This window comes from Burkholderia sp. 22PA0099 (genome assembly GCF_047497165.1).
In the GTDB taxonomy this organism is placed as follows: Bacteria; Pseudomonadota; Gammaproteobacteria; order Burkholderiales; family Burkholderiaceae; genus Burkholderia.
In genome coordinates this window covers 1,339,000-1,362,250 of sequence record NZ_CP163164.1, presented here as the reverse complement: position 1 = coordinate 1,362,250, position 23,251 = coordinate 1,339,000, and the positions used below count along the sequence as shown (strand labels likewise).

The window sequence follows — 23,251 nt, the reverse complement described above, 5'->3', positions numbered from 1 at the left end:
ATCGATCCCAGCCGCCATGACGCCCGATCCCGCCCCGCCCCTTCGCCCGCGCATCTGGGCGGTCGGCATCAGCCGGCTGCGCGCGCTGTTTCGCGACCTGGCCGACGAATACGCCGCGCGCGCCGATCTGCGGATCGTGGTGAGCGGCTACGACGAGGCGATCGCCGCGCTGGCGACGGCCGGCACGGAGCGGCCCGACGCGATCGTCGCGGCCGGCTCGAACGGCATGTACCTGAAAACCCATGTGGACGTGCCGGTGGTGCTGGTCAGCCCCACCGGCCACGACCTGCTGCATGCGCTGGCGCGCGCCCGGCGCGACGCCGCCGCGCCCGTCGCGCTGGTCAGCTACGGCGACACGCCGGCCGACCTGCGCCGCTTCGCCGCCGCGTTCGGGCTGGACATCGTGTTCGCCAGCTACCAGTCGCGCCCGGAAGCCGAGGCGCGCGTGCGCGAACTGCAGGCGCGCGGCATCGATACCGTGGTCGGCCCCGGCCTCGTGACCGATCTCGCCAGCGCGGCCGGCATGAACACCGTGTTCCTCTATTCGCACGCGGCGGTGCGCGCGGCCGTGGATACCGCGCTCGAAGTGGCGCACGCCACGCACGCCGAGGGGCTGCGCCGCCAGCGCCTCGACAACCTGCTCCAGCACTTGCGCGACGGCGTGGTGGCGCTCGATGCGCGCGGCCGCGTGGAGGCCATCAACGCGCGGTTGGCGCTGGCGCTCGGCGTCGATCCGCAAGCGGCCGTGGGCCGCGTGCTCGACGACCTGACGCCCGAGCTGGCCGCGCTGCGCGGTGCCGACGGCGACACGCTGGCGACCGTGCGCGGCGTGCGCTACGTGGTGCATCGCGGTCCGCTGGCGGCCAGCGGCGCGGCCACCGGCAGCGTGCTGACGTTCCAGGAATCGCGCGCGGTGGAGCGGCTCGACCGCACGCTGCGTTCGCAGCCGCACGCGCAGCGCTTTTCGGCGCGCTACCGGCTCGACGACGTGATCGGCGAATCCGCGCCGATGGCGCGCGTGCGCGAGCTGGCGCGCCGCTATGCCAAATCGGACGCCACCGTGCTGGTCCTCGGCGAAAGCGGCACCGGCAAGGAAATGATCGCGCAGAGCCTGCACGCCCTGAGCGCGCGCCGCGCGTTCCCGTTCGTGGCGATGAATTGCGGCGCGTTTCCCGAGGCGCTGCTAGAAAGCGAGCTGTTCGGCTATGACGAGGGCGCGTTCACCGGCGCGCGGCGCGGCGGCAAGGCGGGCCTGTTCGAAGCCGCGCATCGCGGCACGCTGTTTCTCGACGAAATCGGCGAAATGCCGCTGTCGCTGCAAAGCCGGCTGCTGCGCGTGTTGCAGGAGCGCGAGGTGGTGCGGCTCGGCTCGACCGAACCGATCCGCATCGACGTGCGGATCGTGGCCGCCACGCACCGCACGCTGCTCGACGCGGTGGAGGCCGGCAGCTTCCGCGCCGATCTCTATTACCGGCTCAACATCCTCAACATCGCGCTGCCGCCGCTGCGCGAGCGGCCCGCCGATATCGCCGCGCTGGCCACCGAGCTGCTCGCGCAGGCGGCGCGGCGCGAGCCGCGGCTCGCCACGCGCGTGCGCGACGCCGGGGATGCGGCGCGCATCGTCGCGCCGGTGGCGGGCGCGCTGGCGCGGCACCGCTGGCCGGGCAACGTGCGCGAGTTGCAGAACGTGATCGAGCGGGTCGCGGTGGAATTGGCGGAAGACGAGAGCGAGAGCGGCGAGCATGGCGATGACGGCAGCGCGCCGTTGTCGCTCGATGCGCTGTACGCGATCGCGCCGGAGCTGTTCGTGCCGGGCGAGAGCGTCGGCACGGAGGCGCTCGCCGCACCGCAGGACGCCGCGCCGACACTCCACGAACGCCGCCGCCGCGTCGAAGCCGACGAAATCCGCGCCGTGCTCGACGCCTGCGATGGCGACCGCGAGCGCGCCTGCGCCGTGCTCGGCATCAGCAAGACGACGCTGTGGCGCAAGCTGGCCGCCACCGCCGCAGGCACCGGCACCCACGCCGTCAAGCCGAAACGCCCCCGCTGAGGCGGCGCGTCGGGCGGCCTCAGCGCCGCACCGGCTCCCCCGAAATCCCCGCAAAGGCCGCCCGGCGGGGCTTTCAAGCACGCCCCCGCCTTTGCCTGCCCCGCCTGTTGTCACATTCCGACATGAGAATTACTTTGAAGATGACAATGATTCGCATTTAATTTATAGTCGCGTCTCAATAAAAAGTGCCGTCCCGCTTCGTCCAAGCCTCGCAGGACCGATTGACGGAATGGCCGGCCCGCCCGGATTCCGAACGACGCCCTGGGACGGAGATTTCATCAATCCGTTAGTGCGTCCTATGTCATCCAGCCACCCTTCGCCCGCCTGGGCTCTTTCGCCGATCTCCTGGGCCTGCCTGTCGCTTGCGGCAGCCTGCGCCTTCCCTGCCGCCGCTTCGGCGCAAACCAGCACCGCCGCACCGGCCACCCCGGCCAGCACGTCCGCCGCGAGCGCCTCCGCCTCGCTGCCGACCGTCGCCGTCAAGGGCAAGGTCGAGGAGCTGCCCGGCGACCTGTCGCCGACCTTCGGCGGCGGCCAGGTGGCGCGCGGCACGGATTACGGCGTGCTCGGCAAGCAGCGCAACATCAACGTGCCGTTCAGCATGACCACCTACACGTCGAAGCTGATCGAAGACCAGCAGGCGCGTACGCTGGCGGACGTGCTCGATAACGATCCGGCGGTGCGCACCGCGTTCGGCTTCGGCAACTTCTCGCAGACCTTCGTGATTCGCGGCTTCACGCTGGCCGGCGACGACATCTCGATGAACGGCCTGTACGGCGTCACGCCGCGCCAGCTCGTGGCGACCGACGCGGTCGAGCGCATCGACGTGCTGAAGGGCGCCAACGCGTTCCTGAGCGGTGCGTCGCCGACCGGCTCGGCCGTGGGCGGCGGCATCAACATCCAGCTGAAGCGCGCCGACGACAAGCCGCTCACGCGCGTCACGCTCGACGGCAGCACCGGCGGCCAGGTGGGCGAGCACATCGACATCGGCCGCCGCTTCGGCAGCGAAGGCCAGTTCGGCATCCGCGCCAACCAGGCCACCAGCGGCGGCTCGACCGACATCGACGACGCCCACCACCGCGCCACCACGCAAGCGCTCGCGCTCGACTATCGCGGCGACAAGCTGCGCCTGTACGCCGATTTCCTGCATCAACGCGTGCGCGACGACGAAGGCCGCAACGTGGTGTACATCAGCGGCACGGGCGCACTGCCCGCGCCGCCGTCGGCCACCGGCAACTACTCGCAGCCGTGGGCGTTCAGCGATCTGGAAGACACCGTCGGCCAGTTGCGCGCCGAATACGATTTCGCGCCGGGCTGGACGGCCTACGTGGCGGGCGGCGCGCGTCACACCGACGAGCACGGCGAATACACCTCGCCCACCTACAACGCCGCCACCGGCGCGGTCACCATGAGCCGCCTCGGCGTGCCGCACAAGGAAGACGCGCAATCGGCCGAAGCCGGCGTGCGCGGCCACTTCACGACCGGCCCCGTCTCGCACATGGTGTCGTTCGGCGCCGCCTACACGCGCCTGAACTCGCAGTCGGCCTACACGTTCGCGAATTCGTTCTCGTCGTCGCTGGTCAACCCGGCGGCGGTGCCGTATCCGGCCACGGTCGGCTCCGGCGGCGATCTGTCCGATCCGGGCACCACCGCCATGACCTGGACGCGGTCCGTCGCCGTGTCGGACACGCTCGGCTTCCTGAACGACCGCGTGCTGTTCACGCTCGGCGCCCGCACCCAGTCGATCGCCACCACCAACTACGGTTACACGGGCTCGGTCAGCAGCGTCTACAACAAGTCGGTCACCTCGCCGGTGTTCGGCCTGGTGTTCAAGCCGACCAACGACTGGGCGATCTACGCGAACCGCAGCGAAGCGCTGACGGCCGGCGACGCCGCGCCGCAGAACGCGCGCAACTTCGGCGAAGTGCTCGCCCCGTACCGCTCGAAGCAGTATGAAGTCGGCACCAAGTACGACGCGGGCAGCTTCGGCGCCGCGTTCGCGCTGTTCCAGATCGAAAAGCCGATGTCGTACACCGACCTGACCACCGGGATCTTCTCGGCGAACGGCACGGAACGTCACCGCGGCGTGGAATTCTCGGTCAACGGCGAGCCGATGAAGGGCCTGCGCCTGATCGGCGGCGCCAGCTACCTGAACGCCACGCTGCAGGACACGGCCGGCGGCGCCACCGACGGCAACCGTCCGATCGGCGTGCCGAAGTTCACGTTCACCGCGAACGTCGAATACGACCTGCCGATGCTGCCGGGCGCAACGCTGACCGCACGCTGGATCCACACCAGTTCGGAATACGTCGACACGGCCAACACCATGACGATCCCGTCCTGGAACCGCTTCGATCTCGGCGCGCGCTACAAGACGCAACTGTTCAAGAAGGACACGACGTTCCGCATCACGGTGCGCAACGTGGCGAACAAGTCGTACTGGGCGGCGGCATCGAGCGGCGGTTACCTGACGCAAGGCGAACCGCGTTCGATCTGGCTGTCGATGACGACCGACTTCTGATGATGTGAAACCGGGCCGGTTCGCCGGCCCGGGCTGCGGTTCCCATTTGCGGTGCCGATCGTTGTATTTCTCGTTGTTCACGGCTTGCGGCGCGCGCCGGCCTCGATTGCGGGTCTCCTCCTCTCCTCGCATCGGGCCGGCGTTGCGCGCCGCTCTTCACGCCACACCTTTCCGCTGGGTCCAACGCGCCGCCCGGCCTCAGCCTGCCTCGAACGACGGGCCGCCCGTCTCGGCATTCGCCGGCTCGGCCAGCACGCGCCGGATCGCGTCGATCTCCACGAAATCGAGGCCGGAGACGGCCGCGAGAATCCGTTCGGGCGCGGTCGGGCGCCCCACCGCGTAACCCTGCACGTAATCCACGCCGATCGAGCGCAGCGCCTCGAAAGTCTTCACGTCCTCCACCCATTCGGCGATGGTGCGCATGCCGAGGTTCTTGGCGAGGTTGACGATGGATTCGACGATCGCGATGTCGGCCGGATGCTCGCACATGGTCTTCACGAACTCGCCGTCGATCTTCAGCGCATCGGCCGACAGCGCCTTCAAGTACTTGAACGACGTGTGCCCCGCGCCGAAATCGTCGAGCGCGATGCGGATGCCCATGTCGTGCGCGCGCGCGATGAAATGCTGGCTCGTCTTGAGGTCGTGCAGCGCCACCGTCTCGGTGATCTCCAGGCACAGGAAATGGACGATCGACGCATGCGCCTCGAGCCGCCGGAAGATCTCGGCCACCACGCGCTCGTCGTTCAGCGACGCGCCGCTCAAATTCACGCAGATGAAGCGCGTCTTGACCAGCGTGTGCCGGTTGGCCTCGATCCAGTCGAGCACCATCGACAGCACCCACAAATCGATCGCGCCGATCGTGCCGGAGCGCTCGAACGCATCGATGAAATCGACCGCGCTCAGGACCGTGCCGTCCTCGCGACGCAGCCGCAGCAGCACCTCGAAATCGAGCGCCTCGCTCGCATGCGTGACCGACACGATCGGCTGCATCGCCAGCAGCAGCCCGTCGGGGATGGTGTCTTCCTTGAGCGTGCCGATCAGCGCGATATCGCGCGAGCGGCGCTCGACGTCGAGCGCGTCGCTGCGGTAGACGATCACCTTGCCGTTGCCGTCGCGCTTCGATTCGCGGCAGGCGAGATCCGCGTGCGCCACCACGTCCTGCACCGACATGTTCGGCATGCACTCGACCACGCCGATCGAGGCTCGCACGCGGAACGCGCGGCTGCCGATCGGGTAGGGCAAGCCGCTGACCGCGCTTTCGAGGCGCAGGCACAGCGCGGCGGCCTCGTCGACGCTGGTGTTGGCGAATACGCAAACGAATTCGTCGCCGCCGATCCGGCCAATGACGCCGCGCCCGTCGAGGCAGGATTTCATGCGCACCACGAGCTGGCGCAGCACCTCGTCGCCGGAGGCGTGGCCGAACATGTCGTTGATCAGCTTGAAGCGGTCGAGATCGACATAGGCAACCGACCAGGGGGTGCGCGCCGCCAGCAGGCCTTCCATCACATGCTCGATGCCGCGCCGGTTCAGCGCGCGCGTCAGCGAATCGTGCTCGGCCAGGTAATGCAGCCGCGCGACGGCCTCGGCGCGCTCGGTGACTTCCTCCAGCGAGCCTTCGTAGGCGTTCTCGGAGAAGATCGCGCGCAGCGAGTAGCGGTGGTTCATGGTGTGCGCGTCGTGCGCACCGTTGATTTCGATCGCGCTCGCGCCGCCCCGCATGGCCAGCTCGCGCAGTTGGGTCCACGAGCCCTTGTCGAAGAAGTCGAGCCAGAGCCGCTGGCGGTAGGTATCGCGATCGAGGCCGAGCATCGACAGCAGCGCCGGGTTCGCGCGCGCGAAGCGGCCGTCGGGATCGAGCGTGAACAGGCCGATCGGCGTCAGTTCGTAGGTATTGCGCAGTTCGGTTTCGGATTTCTGGCGGCGGGCGCGGTCGGCGCGCATCTGCTCGGCGATCGCGAACGCGGCCATCATGCTCGACGCCAGCGAGGTAGCCACCGGGTTCAGCACGCCGAACAGCAGGCGCGTGCCGAGCGCGGCCGCGAACACTTCGGACAGGATCGAGAACAGCACCACCGACAGCGACGCCACGTACCAGATCACGGTGCGCGTGCGGGCGCGCAGCAGCATCTGCGCGAGCACGAACAGCAGCATCAGCATGCCGATGCCGGCCAGCGCCCACAGCGCGGGGATATACAGCCGGTACGGCAGCACCACGGCCAGCAGCAGCATCAGGCCGCCGCCCACCTGGACGATCTTCAGCAGCCACAGCAGCGACACCTGGCCGATCTCGCGGCGGAACAGCCGCCCGAACAGCGAGACCGTCACGATGTAATACACCGAGAACGTCAGTTGCCGGACGAAGTCGATCCAGTTCGGCGGGATCGTGTGGTCGAGCCAGATGTTGTCGAAGCCGAGCGCGTTGGCGGCCAGGCGCTGGTTGCCGACCAGCCACACCGCGAACACCACGTAGGTCCACTCGCGATTGATCACGGCCGTGACGAAGATGAAGATCGCCAGCGTCAGCAGGCCGCCGCAGATCAGCGAGGCGCTGCGCTCGAACTGCAGGCGCGTGGCCGACAGCGCGCGCCCGGTCAGGCGGCTCGCCGTGACGTAGGCCGGGCCGCTGTAGAAGCCGCGGCAGAGGATCGCCGCACCGTCGTTGGCCGCGTCGATACGCAGCGCGAAGCCGGCGGCGGCCGTCTGCATCGCGCCTTGCGTCGTGATGCGGTCGGCGCTGCCGATCAGCGCGAGCGTGTCGGCGTTCCAGCACGACAGCGATTTGGCATGCCGCGACGCGAAGGCGACGTAATTGTGGGTATCGGGTTGCGCGGCGGCCGGCTGGCCGTCGAGCCGCATCCAGACCGGATACTCCGACAGATGGGTGCCGAAGCGCAGGGTGAGCGGCGCGGCGTTCAGTTCGCGCGCGGCGTCGGCCCGCGAGGCCTGGCCGGTGCGATCGATATAGGCATGAAAGCCGAGCGGGACGGTGTCGATCGCCACATTTCCCGACGGCGACACGGAGAAGAACAGCGCCGTGGCAACGGCGAGCAGCGCGGGGACGAGATAGATGGAGAACAGATCGAAGCCGCGGTCGAAAAATCGCCCGCTGGTCAGCTGTCTGAATTCTGAAACCCACTCGGACAGCCGCATAACCCCTCTCCTCCTGTCGCACCCCGAAACGTTCCCGATTCTAATCGGCCTTCATGCAATCCGCTGCCTTTAAATGTGAAGGATGATGACCGAAAACGGCCCATGCGCCCGGCCCGAAGGCCGGGCGTGCCGGGCATCGCGAAACGCTGCGGCCCGGCCCGTGCATCAGGCCCGGCGCGGCGTCACGTCGATGTCCGGATGGTGCGTCTCGAACACATAGCCATACAGAGGATGCTGTACTTCCGCCCAGCGGCGCTGCGCCGCCGCAACCGGCTTGGCCAGCACCCGGTGCGGCATGCCGCCGACGTGCGCCATCGGGAAGAACTCGTTCGCGCCGAACACATCGTCGAACAACATCGACTGGTAATCACGATCGAGCGGCGAGCGTGCCGTGATCACCATCCAGTCGATTGCCGCTTCACGGCAGTACGTGAACAAGGCCTTGCATAGCGCGACTTTCACCGCGCGGCCGATCATGCCGCCGCGCACCGCCAGCCGGGTTGCTTCGGCGAGCCGGCAATCGGTCAGCCAATCGGGCAGCGCCACCGACGCTTGAAGCGGCAACGGCCCATGCGCGTTGGTCTGAATCCGCATGGTGCCGACCGGCTCGCGATCGAGACGCGATTCGGCCAGCAGCACGACCGTGTCGTGACGGCGGTCGATCGCCTCGACCGCCATCGTGTCGGCGAATTCCGGCGTGTGACGGCCATAGGCCGAGCGGCGCATGGCCACCACGCGCTCGAGATCCGCTTCGTCGTAGACGGCGCGGATCGTAAACGGCAGACGTTCGCTGCGCAGCGGCAGATCGACGGGCGGGATGATCGGGTCGACAAGCAGCGAACCGGTGGCGAGAAGGGAAGGATTAACGCGATCCATGGTGAGCTCCGTAGCATTTCGTGGAAAAGACGTCGTGCGATGCGCCCGCCATTCGGGCAAACCGCGACGCGAATCGAGATTCGCACGAAACAACTATCTGAAACGTCACGAAAGACCGCTTACCTACCTGGAATAATTGATGAATTTCCATTCCCGATTCATTGATAAGAATTGGGGGTCGGGAAACGGATCGGACAAGTCGCCCGGCATCGTGCCCGCCGATGCCGAATGGCACTTTGGAAAGCCTTGCCGGCGCTGGCTTTTCAGCAATTTCCCGGCAATTTACGGGGTTGGACTAATCGAGGTGCAACCCGGTTTCGAGGTGATTTCCTGAATAGCGCAACGATGATTTTTACGGGAGTTCTCCGGCTCTGTAATAAATCAGCGACCGCTGAAAAGGACGCGGGTGGCGAATTGAATCGGGGGCGGCCACGGCGCCCGATGCGGCGAAGCGCGGGAGAAGGTGCTGAAAAGCGCGGGGCGCACTTATTAGGTGCGCAAGCAACCATCCGTCGGCAGCAATGATTTCCGTGCGAATGCGCGGCCTGCTGCCACGCATTCGCACGAAGCGCCGATGGCGAATGTTTCGGCGTACTGCGGCGTGTTGCCGGATCTTTCCGGAGCCGACTCGGGGCCGCTGAACGGCTCGCCCGGTTCAGACAGCAGCGCGCGTCGTCTGACGTTGCTCGCCGAGGCCGGCGATCCCGAGACGCACCGTCTGGCCCGGCTTCAGATAGACGGGCGACGGCTTCACGCCCATCCCCACGCCGGGCGGCGTGCCGGTCGAGATCACGTCGCCGGGTTGCAGGCTCATGCAGCGCGACAGGTAGGCGATCACCTTTGCGACGCTGAAGATCATGGTGCGCGTGTTGCCGTTCTGGTAGCGATGGCCATCCACTTCGAGCCACAGGTCGAGCTGCTGCGGATCGGCCACCTCGTCGCGCGTGACGAGCCACGGGCCGATCGGGCCGAACGTGTCGAACCCCTTGCCCTTGTCCCATTGGCCGCCACGCTCGATCTGCCATTCGCGCTCGGACACATCGTTGATCACGCAGTAGCCGGCCACGTAGTCGAGCGCATCGGCTTCATCGACGTTCTTGCAGGCGCGCCCGATCACCACCCCCAGTTCCACTTCCCAATCGGTCTTGACCGAATCGCGCGGAATCTCGATGCCGTCGTCCGGCCCGCACACCGCGCTGGTCCATTTCGCGAACACCACTGGTTCGGTGGGCACGGCCAGCCCCGATTCCGCCGCGTGATCGGCATAGTTCAGACCAATGCAGACGAACTTGCCGATCTGGCCAACACACGCGCCGATGCGCGGCGCGCCGGGCACGAGCGGCAGCGCACCGACGTCGAGCGCACGCAGCCGCTCGAACGACACATCCGACAGCGCGTCGCCGGCGAGATCGGGGATCACCGCCGACAGATCGCGGATCTGGCCTTGCGCGTCGAGCAGACCGGGCTTTTCCTGGCCCACCGGGCCGTAACGCAACAGTTTCATGACGAGCTTCCTCCGGTTGAACCGCCGGACCGGCGGCGACGACCGATTGTGCCTGCGTTGCCACCCGCGCGCGGCGGCCGGAAATCTGCCGTTGCGCGTGCAGGCGCGTGCGATAAACGGACACGCGGCTGACGTAATGCTTAGTGAAATACGACGATTATCGGGTCACGATCGCATCGGATGTTGTCACATGACAACACGTTGACAACGCTCGGACACGACCACCACCACGAAGCGGCGGGCCTCTCGCCCGATCGAGGAAATTCGGCTCGAACCCCACCACTAAATTCGCTCGCCAACCGGGCGATATCATGCCTACGATCCATTCCTTTTCGTTTACCTCTTCTCGATAAACAGCGTCATCGATTCCCCCGCTCCTGGCGTTCGCTCGATGGCGGCGTAGCGCGTTCACTGCCAGACGCACTGTGCCGACTGCAATTCCTGTAAGCCCCGGCCGGGCACGCTCGCCGCTTCGTCGGCTCACGGGCGCCCGGCCATGCAATGACGAATCACCATGCCGATCACACCTGCAGCTTTCTCGAAACCCGCCACGCCCCCCTGCACCCTCGAGGAAGTCGAGCGTTACCGCGCACCGGCGCTCGACAAGGGGCTCGATATCCTCGAACTGCTTGCGGAGCAGAAAGAAGGCCTGACCCGCACCGAAATCACCAAGCAACTGAGCCGCAATGCGAGCGAGATCTACCGGATGCTCGAACGCCTGGTGGCACGCCAGTACGTCACGCGTTCGTCGGGAGGCGACCGCTACACGCTGAGCCTCAAGCTGTTCGCGCTCGCCCATCGCCATCCGCCGATGAGCCGCCTGATCGACGAGGCGCTGCCGCTGATGCAGCGTTTCGCCGACACGGCCGGCCAGTCCTGCCACTTGTCCGTCTACGATCGCGGCAGCCTGCTCGTGATCGCGCAGGTGGACGACCCGGGCGCGTGGGGCATCACCGTGCGCCTCGGCTCGCGCGTCGGCCTGGCCGACACCGCCTGCGGGCAATTGATGCTGGCGTTCCAGACCCGAGGCCAGCGCGAGCACATGGCCGGCCAACACGCGAAGCTGGCCGGCGCGGCGCCGTTCGACGCCGCCGCATTCGAAGCCACCGCCACGACCCTGCGCACCGACGGCTGTCTCCGCCAGGAATCGCGTCGCGCCTACGGCGTCACCGATCTGGCGTTCCCGGTGCTCGGGCCGTCGGGCCATGCCATCGCGGTACTGACCTGCCCGTACGTGCAGCGGATCGACGCGGCCGGCGGCCCGTCGCTCGACGACGTCACCGAACTGCTGCGCCGCACCGCAGGCGGGCTGTCGATGAGCGACCTGCACGCGGCTTGAGCCGGGCTTGAGCCGAGCCTGAGGCACGAGCGGGGCCGCGAGCGGACATCGAGCGGTGTTTCGCCCAGCGAATCCCTCGTGCGGCGCAACGGCGCGCAAGCCGCGAGAGGCCCGCCGGTGCTCGCTTGCACCGGCTCGCGACCGCCGCGCGAACCGGAAACGGCAAGCGCGTGCTGGATCGCATCGCCGCACGACGCTAAAATGGCGGCCCCTTCCGCAAACGACGCCCGCTTACCGAGCGGCGCGCTCACGATGACCCTCATGGCCAAACTTCTGACCGATCTCGAATTCCAGCGTTTCTCCGAACTTCAGCAGAAGCAGGCAAGCTTCACGATCACGCCCGAAGAGGCGGATGAACTGCGCGATATCGTTGCCCGCGCGCAGAAAAAGCGCGACGACCGCGCGGCCGCCATGCAGGCGATCGAGTCGTACATCACGCAATTCGATATCTCGCCCGACGAACTGTTTTCGCCCGAACAGATCGGCGACGCGGCTCGCACCTACGGCCTGATCTCGGCCAGCAAGAAGGAGCGCGTGCTGCCGCCGTCCATCACGTTCAACGGCAAGCCCTACCAGTGGACCAAGACGCTGCCCGACGACGTGCGCGCCGCCCTGTTCGACGCCTTCACGGGCGGCGAATCGGTGAAGCGCTTCATCGCCATGCCGAAGGACACGGCGCGCTCGGCCCTGACCATCGCCCGCCTCGAACGCGAAACCGGCACCGTCTATACCGAACCGCTGCTCGACGAGCTCGCGCTGTCGCGTGCACTGATCGACGACGCTGCCACCAAGCTCGCCGCGTAAATCGCGTGCGGCGCGGGCTTCGTGCCCGCCTGCGCCGGGGCTATGCTGCAGCAGCAACCGCATCGCGCGTCGCTGTATTGCCCCGGCGCCTCTTCCTGTAAAGCCTCACCTTCTCCCTCCCGAATCCCCTCACCTTCGTCGCATCTCCGGCAACGCGCTCACGCCTGCAGTTTCATGCGGAATGCAACCACACTCGGCTCCTCGCCCGACGACACCGTGAATCCCGCTGCCCGTGCAAGGCCGATCATCGCGCTGTTCTCGCGCAAGGCCTCGCCGATCAACCACCGGGTGCCGCGCGAACGCGCGTAATCAATGATCTGCGCCATCAGCAAACGGCCCAGGCCATTGCCCTTCTGATCGGGACGAATCGCGATCGCAAACTCGGCAGTTTCGTTATCGGGATCGGCCACGGCGCGCACCACGCCGAGCGTCTGCCGCTGCCCGCCCGCTACCTCGGCCGTGGCGATCAGCGCCATCTCGCGGTCGTAGTCGATCTGCGTCATTCGCGCGACCTGCGAGTGATCGAAGCTGCGGATCGAACCGAAGAAGCGCATGCGCAGATCGTCGGGCGTCATCGCGCCGAGCAACGCCGTATGCGCAGCCTCGTCCTCGGGGCGAATCGGCCTCACCGTCATCGTGGTGCCGCGCCAGTCGACGCGCTGCTCCAGCCGGCGCGGATACGGCATGATCGCCAGCCGCCCGCGCCCGGTGGCGAACCGCAGATGCACGTCGCCAATCTCGACGCGTTGCGTCAACACGCGCAACGCCAGCGACAGCCCGACCAACTCCCGCACCTCGCACACCGCCTGCGACAGCGCCATCAGGGCTTCGAGCAACGGCTCCGGCGCGGCCCGCTGCGCGTACGGCGAACGGCGCACCACCGCGCGCGCCAGCACGGTGTTGAACGGCGGCAAGGCATACACGACGAACGGTGAGGAAGCGCCATCGGCCGACGGCACCGAATAGCGGAACACCGGGCCGAAGTTCTGATCGTCCATCATCTCGACACCCACCGTGACGATCAGCGAATCGGCATCGGGCGCATCGTCGCGCGCGGCCCGCAAGCCGAAGTGCGCGAGCCAGTTCGCCGCCTCCTCGCCGCTCGACTCGACGGGGCCGCGCGCGGCGGCAGCGCGCGCTTCTTCCTGCGCCTGTGCGACCGAGGCCGGGGTTTCGGGCGGCAAGCCCTCCGGCGTCTGCATCAGCAATTCGCGGCCGAGACGGTAATCGACGAGGCGTGCATAAGCACGCGCCAACCGTTGCGGTGTGGTGTGCACGGGAATGCCGTTCGCGTGCAGCGCATCGCGCACGGCCGCATCGACACCGCCGAAAAAGCACGCGACGATACCGCGCGGAGCCATGCGCTGCGCCTCGATCAGCTCGCGTGCCACGGCATCCACGGGCGCGCTGTGAGAAGTTGCATGTACAACGAACAGCGTGCCGGCATGACCTTGTGCGCCGAGCGCACGTACCGCCGCGCCGAACGCCTCGGGCCGCGCATCGTCGCCGAGCAGCAGCGGGTTGCCGGCCTCGATCCCCCGCGGCATCGGCATCACGGCCGCCAATGCGGCCGTGGCGGCGGGCGACCACGGCGCGAGCGTCAGGTCGCCCGCTGCGCCGAGTGCATCCACGGCGAGCTTCGCCACGCCCGCATCGCTCGTGATCACGGTGGCCGCGTTGCTGGTGGCGATGCGGCCGATGCCGAGCGTTTCGATCTCGTCGAGCAGATCGTCGAGCGCCTCCACGCGCACCATGCCGGCACGCTGGAATGCCGCCGTATAGAGCGCATCGCCGGGATCGGCGCGGCCGGTACGCAAGGCCAGCACCGGCTTGTTGCGCGCGGCGGCGCGGGCGGCCGACATGAACTTGCGCGCCGATTTCACGCTGTCGAGTTCGAGCAGGATCGCTTTGGTGGACGGATCGCTCGCGAGGTAATCGAGCACGTCGCCCGCATCGACATCGGCCTCGTCGCCCAGCGCGACCGCGTGCGAGAAACCGAGCCCGCGCGCATGCGCCCAGCCGAGCGCGGCATTGGTGAGCGCGTTCGACTGCGATACCCAGGCCACGCCACCCGCCGTGGCGCGATAGGCCGGTGCGCCGAAATGCGCGTTCAGGCGCGGCGTGACGATGCCGAGGCTGCCGGGGCCGACGATGCGCAACAAGTACGGCTTCGCCGCTTCGAGCGCACGCTCGACCGAAGCGCGCTCGCCCGCCGTGCGAGCTTCGCCGACCAGAATCGCACCGCGCGCGCCCAGCGCGCCGAGCTGCTTGACGATGCCGGGCCAGGTGGCGGGCGGCGTGCAGACCACCGCCATCGACGGCGGCGCCGGCAACTGCGAGACACGCGCATACACGCGCAAGTCGCTCAGTTCGTCGTACTTGGGATTGACGGGCCACACCGGCCCGCCGAAGTCGCCATCGAGCACGCGGCGCCAGACGATCGCACCAATACTGCCTTCGCGGCGCGACGCGCCCACCACGGCGACTGACTTCGGCTGGAACAACGCATCGAGATTGCGAACGGTCACGGTGCCTCCTTCTCGGGTTGCCGCGTGAGACGCGACGGTGAGCCGTAGCATAGGCGAAGGCCCCGGGGCTGCCTATATGCCGAACGGCCGACTACCGCGGCGCGCCAATCCACATCACGATGTCTCTCGATCGCACGACGCGATGGCAGGCGGCAGGCCGGCATCCGTCATGCAAAGGTGAGCCAATGCGGGAGGCAAGGTGAGAACGTTCGGGATCGAGGGTGAGGAGATTCGGGAGTGCCTTCCAGGTGCGTGCCGCACGGCGCCGAGCGGCGCGTGGCGGCGAACCCGGTTCAACGTGCCAATGCGCGATGCCGATGCGCAAAATAGCCGAAATCACCGGTCATTATTGGTATTTAACCGGCAATCCACGCATCATTGCGTTGGATTGATTTCGGGAAACACAATTTCCGAATTGTTTCACACGAGCGTGAAACCGCAAAAACAAAACGGCGCGAACGACCTGCGGTCGATTCGCACCGTTGGAGAAAGCGCCAAAGGTGAGGTTTTTCGGGAATCACTCCTTGATCAGGAAGCGGTTCCGATTCTTGCCGAGCCAGGCCGGCGCGCGCCCGCGCCCGCTCCAGGTGTCGCCCGTCTTCACGTTCAGGTATTTGGCAGGGAGCGGCTTCTTCGGTTTGGCGGCAGTGGCAGCGTCGCGGAAACCAAGCTCTTCAGGCGTGATGTCGTATTCCGCGATTTTCGCCTTGATATCGGCAATCGCGTCGGTGGTGGCCTTTTCGCGTTCCTTGTCGATTTTCTGCTGCAGCTTCTCGAGCTGCACGGTCAGTTGCCTATAAGTCGCCATATCGGATCGCACTCCGTGTTTGGTTATTTGGACAGTATAGAAATCAAATTACGCGGGGTTGATATTTTTTCGTATTGCGTCCCGGCTGACCGACGAGACGCCACCGCTCAATTGGTGCTTTTGGCTTTACATGCGAACAGCAGCGTGCGGCTGCCGTTATCGACGGATTGCTGGATCGTATCGACATCGCCGCCGCAAATGCCGCGCGCATTCTCGAAACAGGTATCCCACGGGCCGCCGGCGGGGCAGGAAACCTGCGTCGTCGCGCGCCCATCGGAAGTAAATAACGGTGCACCGCCGCCGCAGCCTGCGAGGCTGGCGAACAGGGCAAATGCCAGGAAAAGTCGTGCGGTCGGCTTGCGTGCCGAGGGCACCGTCGCCAATCGATGTGTCATGGAGGGTTCCGGTCTGTGTGCTTTCGAGACGACGCGAGTATGCCATGCCATATGGCGTGGCAGTCGATTCGGCCGACCAGAAAACACGTCATTTTTGAGGCAAACGGTTCAACGGACAAACCCGTCGACCCAATGCGCGAGCCGGGTGCGGCATCCTCGTTTCGAAACAGGATAGGGAGCGGCTTTGCACCGCACGAAAGCACCAGCGGCAACATCAACCCGGCGCGGCGATTGCTGCGCGAACCACGGCTTACCGGCTGCCTGGCAGGACCTGACAAGTTCACGGCGACGGGCAGCATTCAGCCGTTAAACGCAAGCCGTGCGATCGCGCCGTATCGCCGACTTCGCATACCGAAGCCATATTCAAGGCCATACATCAGATTTATCTTGTTGAAACATGCTGAATATTCTTAAACATTCGATATACCGCCCGGTATATTCAGCCGTCGCCCGGTTTCGCAATCGTCACGCCGAAACGCACTCGGCGGCACGATTACGGAACTTGAAAAATAAACGCGATCGGGCCGCATCGGCCGATGCGGCGGTTTCAGGCCTCGATACCGAGCGCGGCGATCTTCTTGTAAAAGGTTGCGCGCCCGATGCCGATGCGGGCGGCGGCTTCGACAACGCGGCCGCCGCTCGCCGCCAGCGCTTCGTTGAGGAAGCGTCGTTCCCATTCGGCAAACGCCTCGGCGTAGGCGACGGTTGCCGCCGCAACGGTTTCGGGGGCGGCATCGGGCTCGGCGGCAGCCGGCGTCGCCTCCCGCACGATATCCGTCGCACGCGAGCCCATCGCGCCCGCCGCCGTGCCCGCGCCCACGAACGGCGCCAGCACCTCGGCGTCGATCAGCGCGCTGTCCGACAACATCAACGCGCGTTCGAGCGTGTTGCGCAGCTCGCGCACGTTGCCGGGCCAGGTTTGCGCGGCGAGCAGGCGCAAGGCGTCGGCGGTCAGGGTGCAGTGCGCGGCGTGCCCGTGCTGCGCGGCCAGTTCTTCCAGCGTCGCGTAAACAAGCGCCTCGATATCCGAGGCGCGCTCCCGCAACGGCGGCAAGTTCAGCGTCAGCACGTTGAGCCGGTAATAGAGATCGGCGCGAAAGCGGCCGGTTGCGACCAGCGCCGGCAGATCGGCCGAGGTCGCCGCGATGATCCGCACGTCGGCGCGCACGATCCGGTTCGAGCCCACCGGCTCGAACTCCTTGTCCTGCAGCACGCGCAGCAGCTTGCCCTGCAGCGGCAGCGGCATGTCGCCGATCTCGTCGAGCAGCAGCGTGCCGCCATCGGCCAGCTCGAACTTGCCGATACGGCCCTTGCGGTCCGCGCCGGTATAGGCGCCCGGCGCCGCGCCGAAGAATTCGGTTTCGAGCAGGGCATCGGGAATCGCCGCCACGTTGACGGTCACGAGCGGCTTCGAGGCGCGCGCGGACGCCGCGTGGATCGCATGCGCGAGCAGTTCCTTGCCGGTGCCGGTTTCGCCGAGCAGCAGCACCGGTGCATCCACGAGCGCGGCACGGCGCGCTTGCCGCTTGGTTTCCAGGCTCGCCGCGCTGGTGCCGACGAAGCTCGCGAACGTGTATTTCGGCCGGCGCGCCTGCGCCAGCGAACGCTGCGCGGCAAGCAACTCCTGCTGCACCTGCATATAGCGCGCGAACAGCGGCGTGAGCGTCTTCAGTTCGTCGAACAGGGCGAAGCCGATCGCGCCAACCGTCTCGCCGGCCTCGTCGAGCAGCGGCAGCCGCGTGACAACGAGCGGCTCGCGGCCGGTTTCCATGATGTCGAGCAGAGTGGGCCTCCCGGTCGCCACCACCTCGCGCATCAGGCTGTGCGGGATCACCGCCTCGCAATCGAGCCCGATTGCCCGCTGCGGATCGGCGAAGCCGAAGCGCGCCGCATAACGGGAATTGATCCACACCACGCGCGCATCGCGGTCGACGATCAGCGTACCGGCGCTCGAATGCTCGAAGGTGCGGAACAGCGATTCGGCGGCCCGCGCCAGCACATCGCCGTAGCCTGCCGGCAGGTTCGACCAGTCGTTCATCATGGTGTCGTCGTCTCCGTTTATCGTCGGAGCATGCGTGTCGTCTCCGAATCGGGACGGATTATCTCATTGCGTAGACACACGCCCAAAACCGGCTTGGCCTTGCCCGGACGACGTTCGATGTCGTTTTCCGGCACCACGCAACAGGCTTTGTCCTGGAATCGGGACAGCTTCGGTAGAATCGATCGCGACAATCGCACCGCACGCGGCAAAATCCCGAACAAATCGCCATGTATCGGCCGAGAGCCGAGGCAGCAAGCGCGCTGGCATGGAACCTGCGTTACAGCGTCGTTCTGCAAATCGGGCAGCACACGCCCGGGCAGCACGTGTGGACGGGCACACACCGGCCACATCGAAAGAATCAATAAATAGGAGACTCACTTGTCATTCATCATCGTCCTTGCTGCGCTGGCGTTCCTGATGTTCGCCGCCTACCGCGGCTACAGCGTGATCCTGTTCGCGCCGATCGCCGCACTGGGCGCCGTGCTGCTCACCGATCCCGCTGCCGTCGCCCCCGTCTTCTCGGGCATCTTCATGGAGAAGATGGTCGGCTTCGTCAAACTGTACTTCCCCGTGTTCCTGCTCGGCGCCGTGTTCGGCAAGGTGATCGAGCTGTCCGGCTTCTCCGAGTCGATCGTCGCCGCCGCGATCCGCTATATCGGGCGCTCGCGCGCCAATGCGGTGATCGTCGCGGTCTGCGCGCTGCTGACCTACGGCGGCGTGTCGCTGTTCGTGGTGGTGTTCGCCGTCTATCCGTTCGCGGCCGAACTCTATCGCCAGAGCAACATTCCGAAGCGGCTGATGCCGGGCGCGATCGCCCTCGGCGCGTTCTCGTTCACGATGGATTCGCTGCCGGGCACGCCGCAGATCCAGAACATCATCCCGTCCACGTTCTTCAAGACCACCGCATGGGCCGCGCCCGTGCTCGGCACGATCGGCTCGGTGTTCATCATCATCGTGGGCCTGACCTACCTCGAATGGCGTCGCCGCGCCGCGATGGCCAAGGGCGAGGGCTACGGCACGTCGCTGGTCAACGAGCCGGAACGCGTCGAAACCAGCTCGCTGCCGAACCCGATACTCGCCGTTGCGCCGCTGGTGCTGGTGGGCGTGGCGAACTTCCTGCTGACCAAGTGGATCCCGCAGTGGTACAGCGGCGCGAGCTACACGGTGCCCCCCGAAGTGCTGCCGGGCCTGCACGCGCCGGTCACCACGCCGATCAAGACGGTGGTGGCGATCTGGTCGGTGGAGGCCGCGCTGCTGCTCGGCATCCTGCTGGTGGTGATCACGGCGTTCCCGCGCGTCAGCGCGCGTTTCGCGACGGGCACCAAGACGGCCGTCGGCGGTGCGTTGCTGGCCGCCATGAACACCGCGTCGGAATACGGTTTCGGTGGGGTGATCGCCGCGCTGCCGGGCTTCCTGGTGGTGAGCGACGCGCTCAAGAGCATCCCGAATCCGCTCGTCAACGCGGCCGTGTCGGTCAGCTCGCTGGCCGGCATCACCGGCTCCGCCTCGGGCGGCATGAGCATCGCGCTCGCCGCCATGTCGGATACCTTCATCAAGGGCGCGGAAGCCGCGCACATTCCGATGGAAGTCCTGCACCGCGTGGTGGCGATGGCCAGCGGCGGCATGGATACGTTGCCGCACAACGGCGCGGTGATCACGCTGCTGGCCGTGACCGGCCTCACACACCGCGAGTCGTATCGCGACATCTTCGCGGTCACCGTGATCAAGACGCTCGCCGTGTTCTTCGTGATCGCCTTCTACTACGCAACCGGCCTGGTCTGACGGATCGCGCGGCGCGCCGGCCGACATGGCGGCGCGCGCAACACCTTGGTGCATGGCGGCGTGGCGCCACGCCGCGCAGCCCGTTCGCTGCCCAGGCCGCCGCATCCCCTCTTCTCCAAATCAAAAAAGCCGTACCGCCGGCCGCCCCGATCGGCATCGATTTTCCGCGTCGCCGCGCCACCTTGGCCGGCCGTTCCGGGCCGTCCCAATGGTCAATTCGATGAACGCGATATGTCAGACCAGCCGTCCGTTTTGCGGCGTCTCGAATCTCGAAATTGTCGTTGCAACTGACCGGTTCGCGTTACACTGCGCTGGAGCAGTTCGCAAGACAACATCTTCCATTGACACGATACGAGGACTTGTTCGATGCGCACGACCGGTGCTTCCGGGGCGATGGCCCTCCTGAGCGAACTGGATTCGGCCGATGGCCGCGAGCTGCGCTCGCTGCGGCTCGAAGCCACCGACGACGGTAAAAGCGTGTTGCTGATCGAGGTCGACGAGCGCAAGCCCGGCATCCATCGCGAAGTGCGCTACGAAATCACGCCGGCCGAGCTGATCGCCGCGATCCGTTCTCATGGCGCGGAGCTGCCCGGCGAATCGCACGTTGCCGCCACCTTCTCCCGCACGCCCTCCTGATTCCCTGTCGTTACGGTGAGCAAGCGCCGCTCGCTTCGCTCACCGCTTCATCCGGTCGCCCGACCTACGCTCAGTTGACTTGAAAAAGGCCGATAATCGGTCCATCTGCGTTGCTTCCACTCATCGCCTCTTTTTCGCGCCACGTTCGCCATGCTGCATGATCTCGTCGTCCGCTACGGACCGCTCATCGTGTTCGTCAATGTGCTGGCAGCCGCGCTCGGCCTGCCCGTGCCCGCGATGCCGACGCTCATCCTGTTCGGCGCGATGGCCACCCTGCACCCCGACATGATCGGCATGCAATTGCTGCCGGTGCTGCTGCTCGCCGTGGCGGCTGCGGTGCTCGGCGATTCCGCCTGGTATCTGGCCGGGCGCCGTTTCGGCGGCCGCACGCTCAAGACGCTCTGCCGGCTGTCGCTGTCACGCGACAGTTGCGTGAAAAAAACCGAGCAGTTCTTCGGTCGCTGGGGGGTGCGCGTGCTGGCGATCGCGCGCTTCGTGCCGGGCCTCTCGCTGGTTTCGGTGCCGATGGCCGGCGCGCTCGGCACGCCTTACCGCACGTTCCTCGGCTACGACGCGCTTGGCGCGTTGTTGTGGGCCGCGGTCGGCCTGCTGGTCGGGTTGCTGTTCGCCGAGCAGATCGACTGGCTGTTTACCGGTGCGAGCCAGTTCGGCCAGGCGGCGCTGGTGCTGATCGGCCTGCTGCTCCTGCTGTATGCGAGCGTGCGCTGGTCGCGTCGCCGCGCGCTGCTGCGTACGCTCGCCAATGCGCGCATCGACGTGGCCGAACTCGAACGGATGATGCTCGCCGACCCGTCGGCGCTGCCGGTGGTGGTGGACGTGCGCTCGCCCGAACATCGCCGCCTCGATCCGTTCTCGATTCCGGGCGCGGTGTTCGCCGACGAACGCAACGTGCGCGAATTCTCGCTGCGCTATCCGCTCGGGCAGAAGTTCGTCGTGTATTGCTCGTGTCCGAACGAGGTGTCGGCCGCGTTGATGGCCAAGCGCCTGTCGGACGCCGGCTTCACCGACGCCCTCACGCTGCGCGGCGGCCTCGACGCGTGGCGCGACACGGGCCACACCTTGGCCGGCATCGCCGGCATCGAACCGGCCGGCATCGCGCCCGCACCGAAAACGGCCTGACGCGGGCAGCAGCCGCTCAGAACACCGACACCGGCAGGTTCACAACCAATCGGTATTCCTGATTGGTGCTGTCCGAGTAGTGCGCCGAGCCGACGTGCCACATCGCGATGAAGGTGATCTTCGTATCCTTGAGGCGGCCGCTCTGGATCGTGTACGAAGGGATGAAACCGAACTCGTGGTGGCGGCCCTGCACCGGCAGGCCGTCCTTCCAGTAGATGCCGGCGTGCGTCGGATCGTTCGCGGCGCCCGCCGAACCGTCCGCGCCCCAGCCCGTCAACCCCCACACCATTGCCTTGAAGCCGGGCAGCCCGGCATCCTTGCCGTAGAACGTGTAGCGCAACTGCAGCGATTTTTCGTGCGGCGCGTTGTAGTCCACGTCCATCGAATCGACCAGGAAGATGCCGTTGGTTTCGTTCAGGTAATCGAAGTATTGATCGCCGAGCACTTGCTGAAACCCGAGCAGCAATTCATGCGGGCCATGCTGCGCGGCGAGCGACAGGCTGTACGCGTTGTTGTCGATCTTGCCTTGCCGCGCGTCGCCCGTATCGTGTGTCGAATAGACGTTGCCGAAGCCCGTCCACTTCACGCCGCTCGGCGCGCCGTAGCTCTGCCGCACCGACGCGTAATACTGGTTCCACACGTTCTCGGCCTGGTTCGCGTAGAGCGCGACGGAGCCGGTGGGCGAGTAATCCCAGGTGCCGCCCGCATACGTGAGCCGATCGATCCGCGTGCCGCCGTATTGCGAGGTCAGATCGACCAAGGTCGAACGGCCGCGTGCATCGGTCTTCGTGAAGCTGCCCGCTTCGAGCATCACGTTGCGGAATTCGTTGCTGACGATGGTTGCGCCGAGAAAGGTCGGCGGCAGTGCACGATTGTCGTGCGGCTCCATGAACGGGTTGTCGACGATCTGCAGACCGTACTTGATCACCGTGTTCGAGATTCGCGCCTTCACGTCGTACACGCCGGGGTAGGCCCAGCCGAGCTGATTCGACCCACCGCCGCCCTTCGCGACGTGCACCATGTTGCCGCCGCCCGCGCCGCCGTCGAGCTTCAATGCTGCGTACACCGAAGCATCCACGCCGAAGCCGATCAGCCCGCCGGTATAGCCCGACTCGAAATTCGCCATCACCGCCTGAATCCACGCATGACGATGCGGGCCGCCCTTCGCGTCGAGCGCGTCCGAGTAGTTGCGGAACATCAATTCGAGGTGGCTGTCCTGCACGAAGCCACGCGATTTCGATTGCGCGGAAGCGTCGATGCTCGGCACGGGCGACGGCGCCTGGTTCGCTTCGGCATCGATCACGGCATTCGGCGTGGTGGCTTGTGCCAGCGAAGGCGCGGCGGATGCGGCAGGCGCGTCGTCGGCATGCGCAGGTGCGGCGGCGATCCCGGCCAGCACGGGAAGCATCCAGGCGAGGCGCGACGCACGGCGCGTACGCCGCGGGGTGGCGGTTCGATTCATCGTTATGGTGTCTCTCAGGTTTGGCCTGCACCGCCGCGCGAGCGCATCGTCAAGGCGCACGCTTGCCACCGGCCGCAAACGTCGAACACGGCAGGCGCGCGCGAGCGCTGCCCTCGCGGCCTTGGCAACGGCGCGATAGGCATGACGATGAAAAGCGGAAAAGCCGACGGCGCAGCGAACGGTGGGCGCTGCGTGTTTTTGATGTGGCTAGGAGA

16 protein-coding genes are annotated in these 23,251 nt (G+C 66.7%); 8 read left to right on the top strand and 8 right to left on the bottom strand.

The annotated features are described in order from the left end of the window. Positions 1-16 precede the first annotated feature (16 nt). Positions 17-2,050: a propionate catabolism operon regulatory protein PrpR gene (prpR, locus tag AB4851_RS05925; RefSeq protein ID WP_414448841.1), complete on the top strand. Its 2,034-nt coding sequence runs from the start codon at positions 17-19 to the stop codon at positions 2,048-2,050. A 298-nt stretch (positions 2,051-2,348) separates the two neighbouring features. Next, a complete protein-coding gene (locus AB4851_RS05920; protein ID WP_414448840.1) occupies positions 2,349-4,571 on the top strand; it encodes a TonB-dependent receptor in 2,223 nt (740 codons plus the stop codon). A 198-nt stretch (positions 4,572-4,769) separates the two neighbouring features. On the opposite strand, the gene AB4851_RS05915 is transcribed toward AB4851_RS05920, so the two are convergent. Together AB4851_RS05915 and AB4851_RS05910 are read right to left on the bottom strand one after the other, a co-directional pair. Next, positions 4,770-7,721 (bottom strand): putative bifunctional diguanylate cyclase/phosphodiesterase, encoded by a 2,952-nt coding sequence (locus tag AB4851_RS05915; RefSeq protein ID WP_414448839.1) that lies wholly within the window; start codon positions 7,719-7,721, stop codon positions 4,770-4,772. 165 nt (positions 7,722-7,886) lie between these two features. Then, entirely contained in the window at positions 7,887-8,597 is a 711-nt protein-coding gene (locus AB4851_RS05910) for an N-acyl amino acid synthase FeeM domain-containing protein (protein ID WP_414448838.1), read from the bottom strand. A gap of 139 nt (positions 8,598-8,736) precedes the next feature. Between AB4851_RS05910 and AB4851_RS05905 the strand changes: the two genes are divergently transcribed. Further along, a complete protein-coding gene (locus AB4851_RS05905; protein WP_414448837.1) occupies positions 8,737-8,931 on the top strand; it encodes a hypothetical protein in 195 nt (64 codons plus the stop codon). Positions 8,932-9,252: 321 nt separating this feature from the next. Here AB4851_RS05905 and AB4851_RS05900 read toward each other — a convergent pair whose 3' ends face one another. After that, positions 9,253-10,101, bottom strand: coding sequence for an ureidoglycolate lyase (locus AB4851_RS05900; protein ID WP_414448836.1), 849 nt, complete (start codon positions 10,099-10,101; stop codon positions 9,253-9,255). Positions 10,102-10,615: 514 nt separating this feature from the next. On the opposite strand from AB4851_RS05900, the gene AB4851_RS05895 reads away from it, so the two are divergent. Both AB4851_RS05895 and AB4851_RS05890 read left to right on the top strand, forming a co-directional pair. Continuing rightward, the gene (locus AB4851_RS05895) at positions 10,616-11,440 is read left to right on the top strand and encodes an IclR family transcriptional regulator (RefSeq protein ID WP_414448835.1); all 825 of its coding nucleotides are present in this window, start codon (positions 10,616-10,618) and stop codon (positions 11,438-11,440) included. 252 nt (positions 11,441-11,692) lie between these two features. Further along, a complete protein-coding gene (locus AB4851_RS05890) occupies positions 11,693-12,244 on the top strand; it encodes a hypothetical protein (protein ID WP_414448834.1) in 552 nt (183 codons plus the stop codon). Positions 12,245-12,402: 158 nt separating this feature from the next. Here the strand turns inward: AB4851_RS05890 and AB4851_RS05885 are convergent, their stop codons facing one another. The 4 genes from AB4851_RS05885 to AB4851_RS05870 all read right to left on the bottom strand — a co-directional run bounded on the left by AB4851_RS05885 (position 12,403) and on the right by AB4851_RS05870 (position 18,016). Further along, positions 12,403-14,772, bottom strand: a complete 2,370-nt coding sequence (locus AB4851_RS05885) for a GNAT family N-acetyltransferase (RefSeq protein WP_414448833.1) — start codon at positions 14,770-14,772, stop codon at positions 12,403-12,405. A gap of 517 nt (positions 14,773-15,289) precedes the next feature. After that, on the bottom strand, positions 15,290-15,580 hold the full coding sequence (locus tag AB4851_RS05880; protein ID WP_414442033.1) for an H-NS family nucleoid-associated regulatory protein: 291 nt from the start codon (positions 15,578-15,580) through the stop codon (positions 15,290-15,292). Positions 15,581-15,687: 107 nt separating this feature from the next. Continuing rightward, positions 15,688-15,975 carry a hypothetical protein gene (locus AB4851_RS05875; RefSeq protein ID WP_414448832.1) on the bottom strand — a complete coding sequence of 96 codons (288 nt, stop codon included), beginning with the start codon at positions 15,973-15,975 and terminating at the stop codon, positions 15,688-15,690. Between the two features lie 547 nt (positions 15,976-16,522). Further along, complete coding sequence (locus AB4851_RS05870) at positions 16,523-18,016, bottom strand: sigma-54 interaction domain-containing protein (RefSeq protein ID WP_414448831.1); 1,494 nt, start codon at positions 18,014-18,016, stop codon at positions 16,523-16,525. Positions 18,017-18,394: 378 nt separating this feature from the next. Here AB4851_RS05870 and AB4851_RS05865 point away from each other — a divergent pair, with 378 nt between their 5' ends. The 3 genes from AB4851_RS05865 to AB4851_RS05855 all read left to right on the top strand — a co-directional run bounded on the left by AB4851_RS05865 (position 18,395) and on the right by AB4851_RS05855 (position 21,574). Then, on the top strand, positions 18,395-19,798 hold the full coding sequence (locus tag AB4851_RS05865; RefSeq protein WP_414440512.1) for a GntP family permease: 1,404 nt from the start codon (positions 18,395-18,397) through the stop codon (positions 19,796-19,798). A 366-nt stretch (positions 19,799-20,164) separates the two neighbouring features. After that, positions 20,165-20,434, top strand: coding sequence for a hypothetical protein (locus tag AB4851_RS05860; RefSeq protein ID WP_414448830.1), 270 nt, complete (start codon positions 20,165-20,167; stop codon positions 20,432-20,434). A 150-nt stretch (positions 20,435-20,584) separates the two neighbouring features. After that, a complete protein-coding gene (locus AB4851_RS05855) occupies positions 20,585-21,574 on the top strand; it encodes a DedA family protein/thiosulfate sulfurtransferase GlpE (protein WP_414448829.1) in 990 nt (329 codons plus the stop codon). 16 nt (positions 21,575-21,590) lie between these two features. Here the strand turns inward: AB4851_RS05855 and AB4851_RS05850 are convergent, their stop codons facing one another. Further along, on the bottom strand, positions 21,591-23,036 hold the full coding sequence (locus AB4851_RS05850) for an OprD family porin (RefSeq protein WP_414448828.1): 1,446 nt from the start codon (positions 23,034-23,036) through the stop codon (positions 21,591-21,593). Positions 23,037-23,251 lie beyond the last annotated feature (215 nt).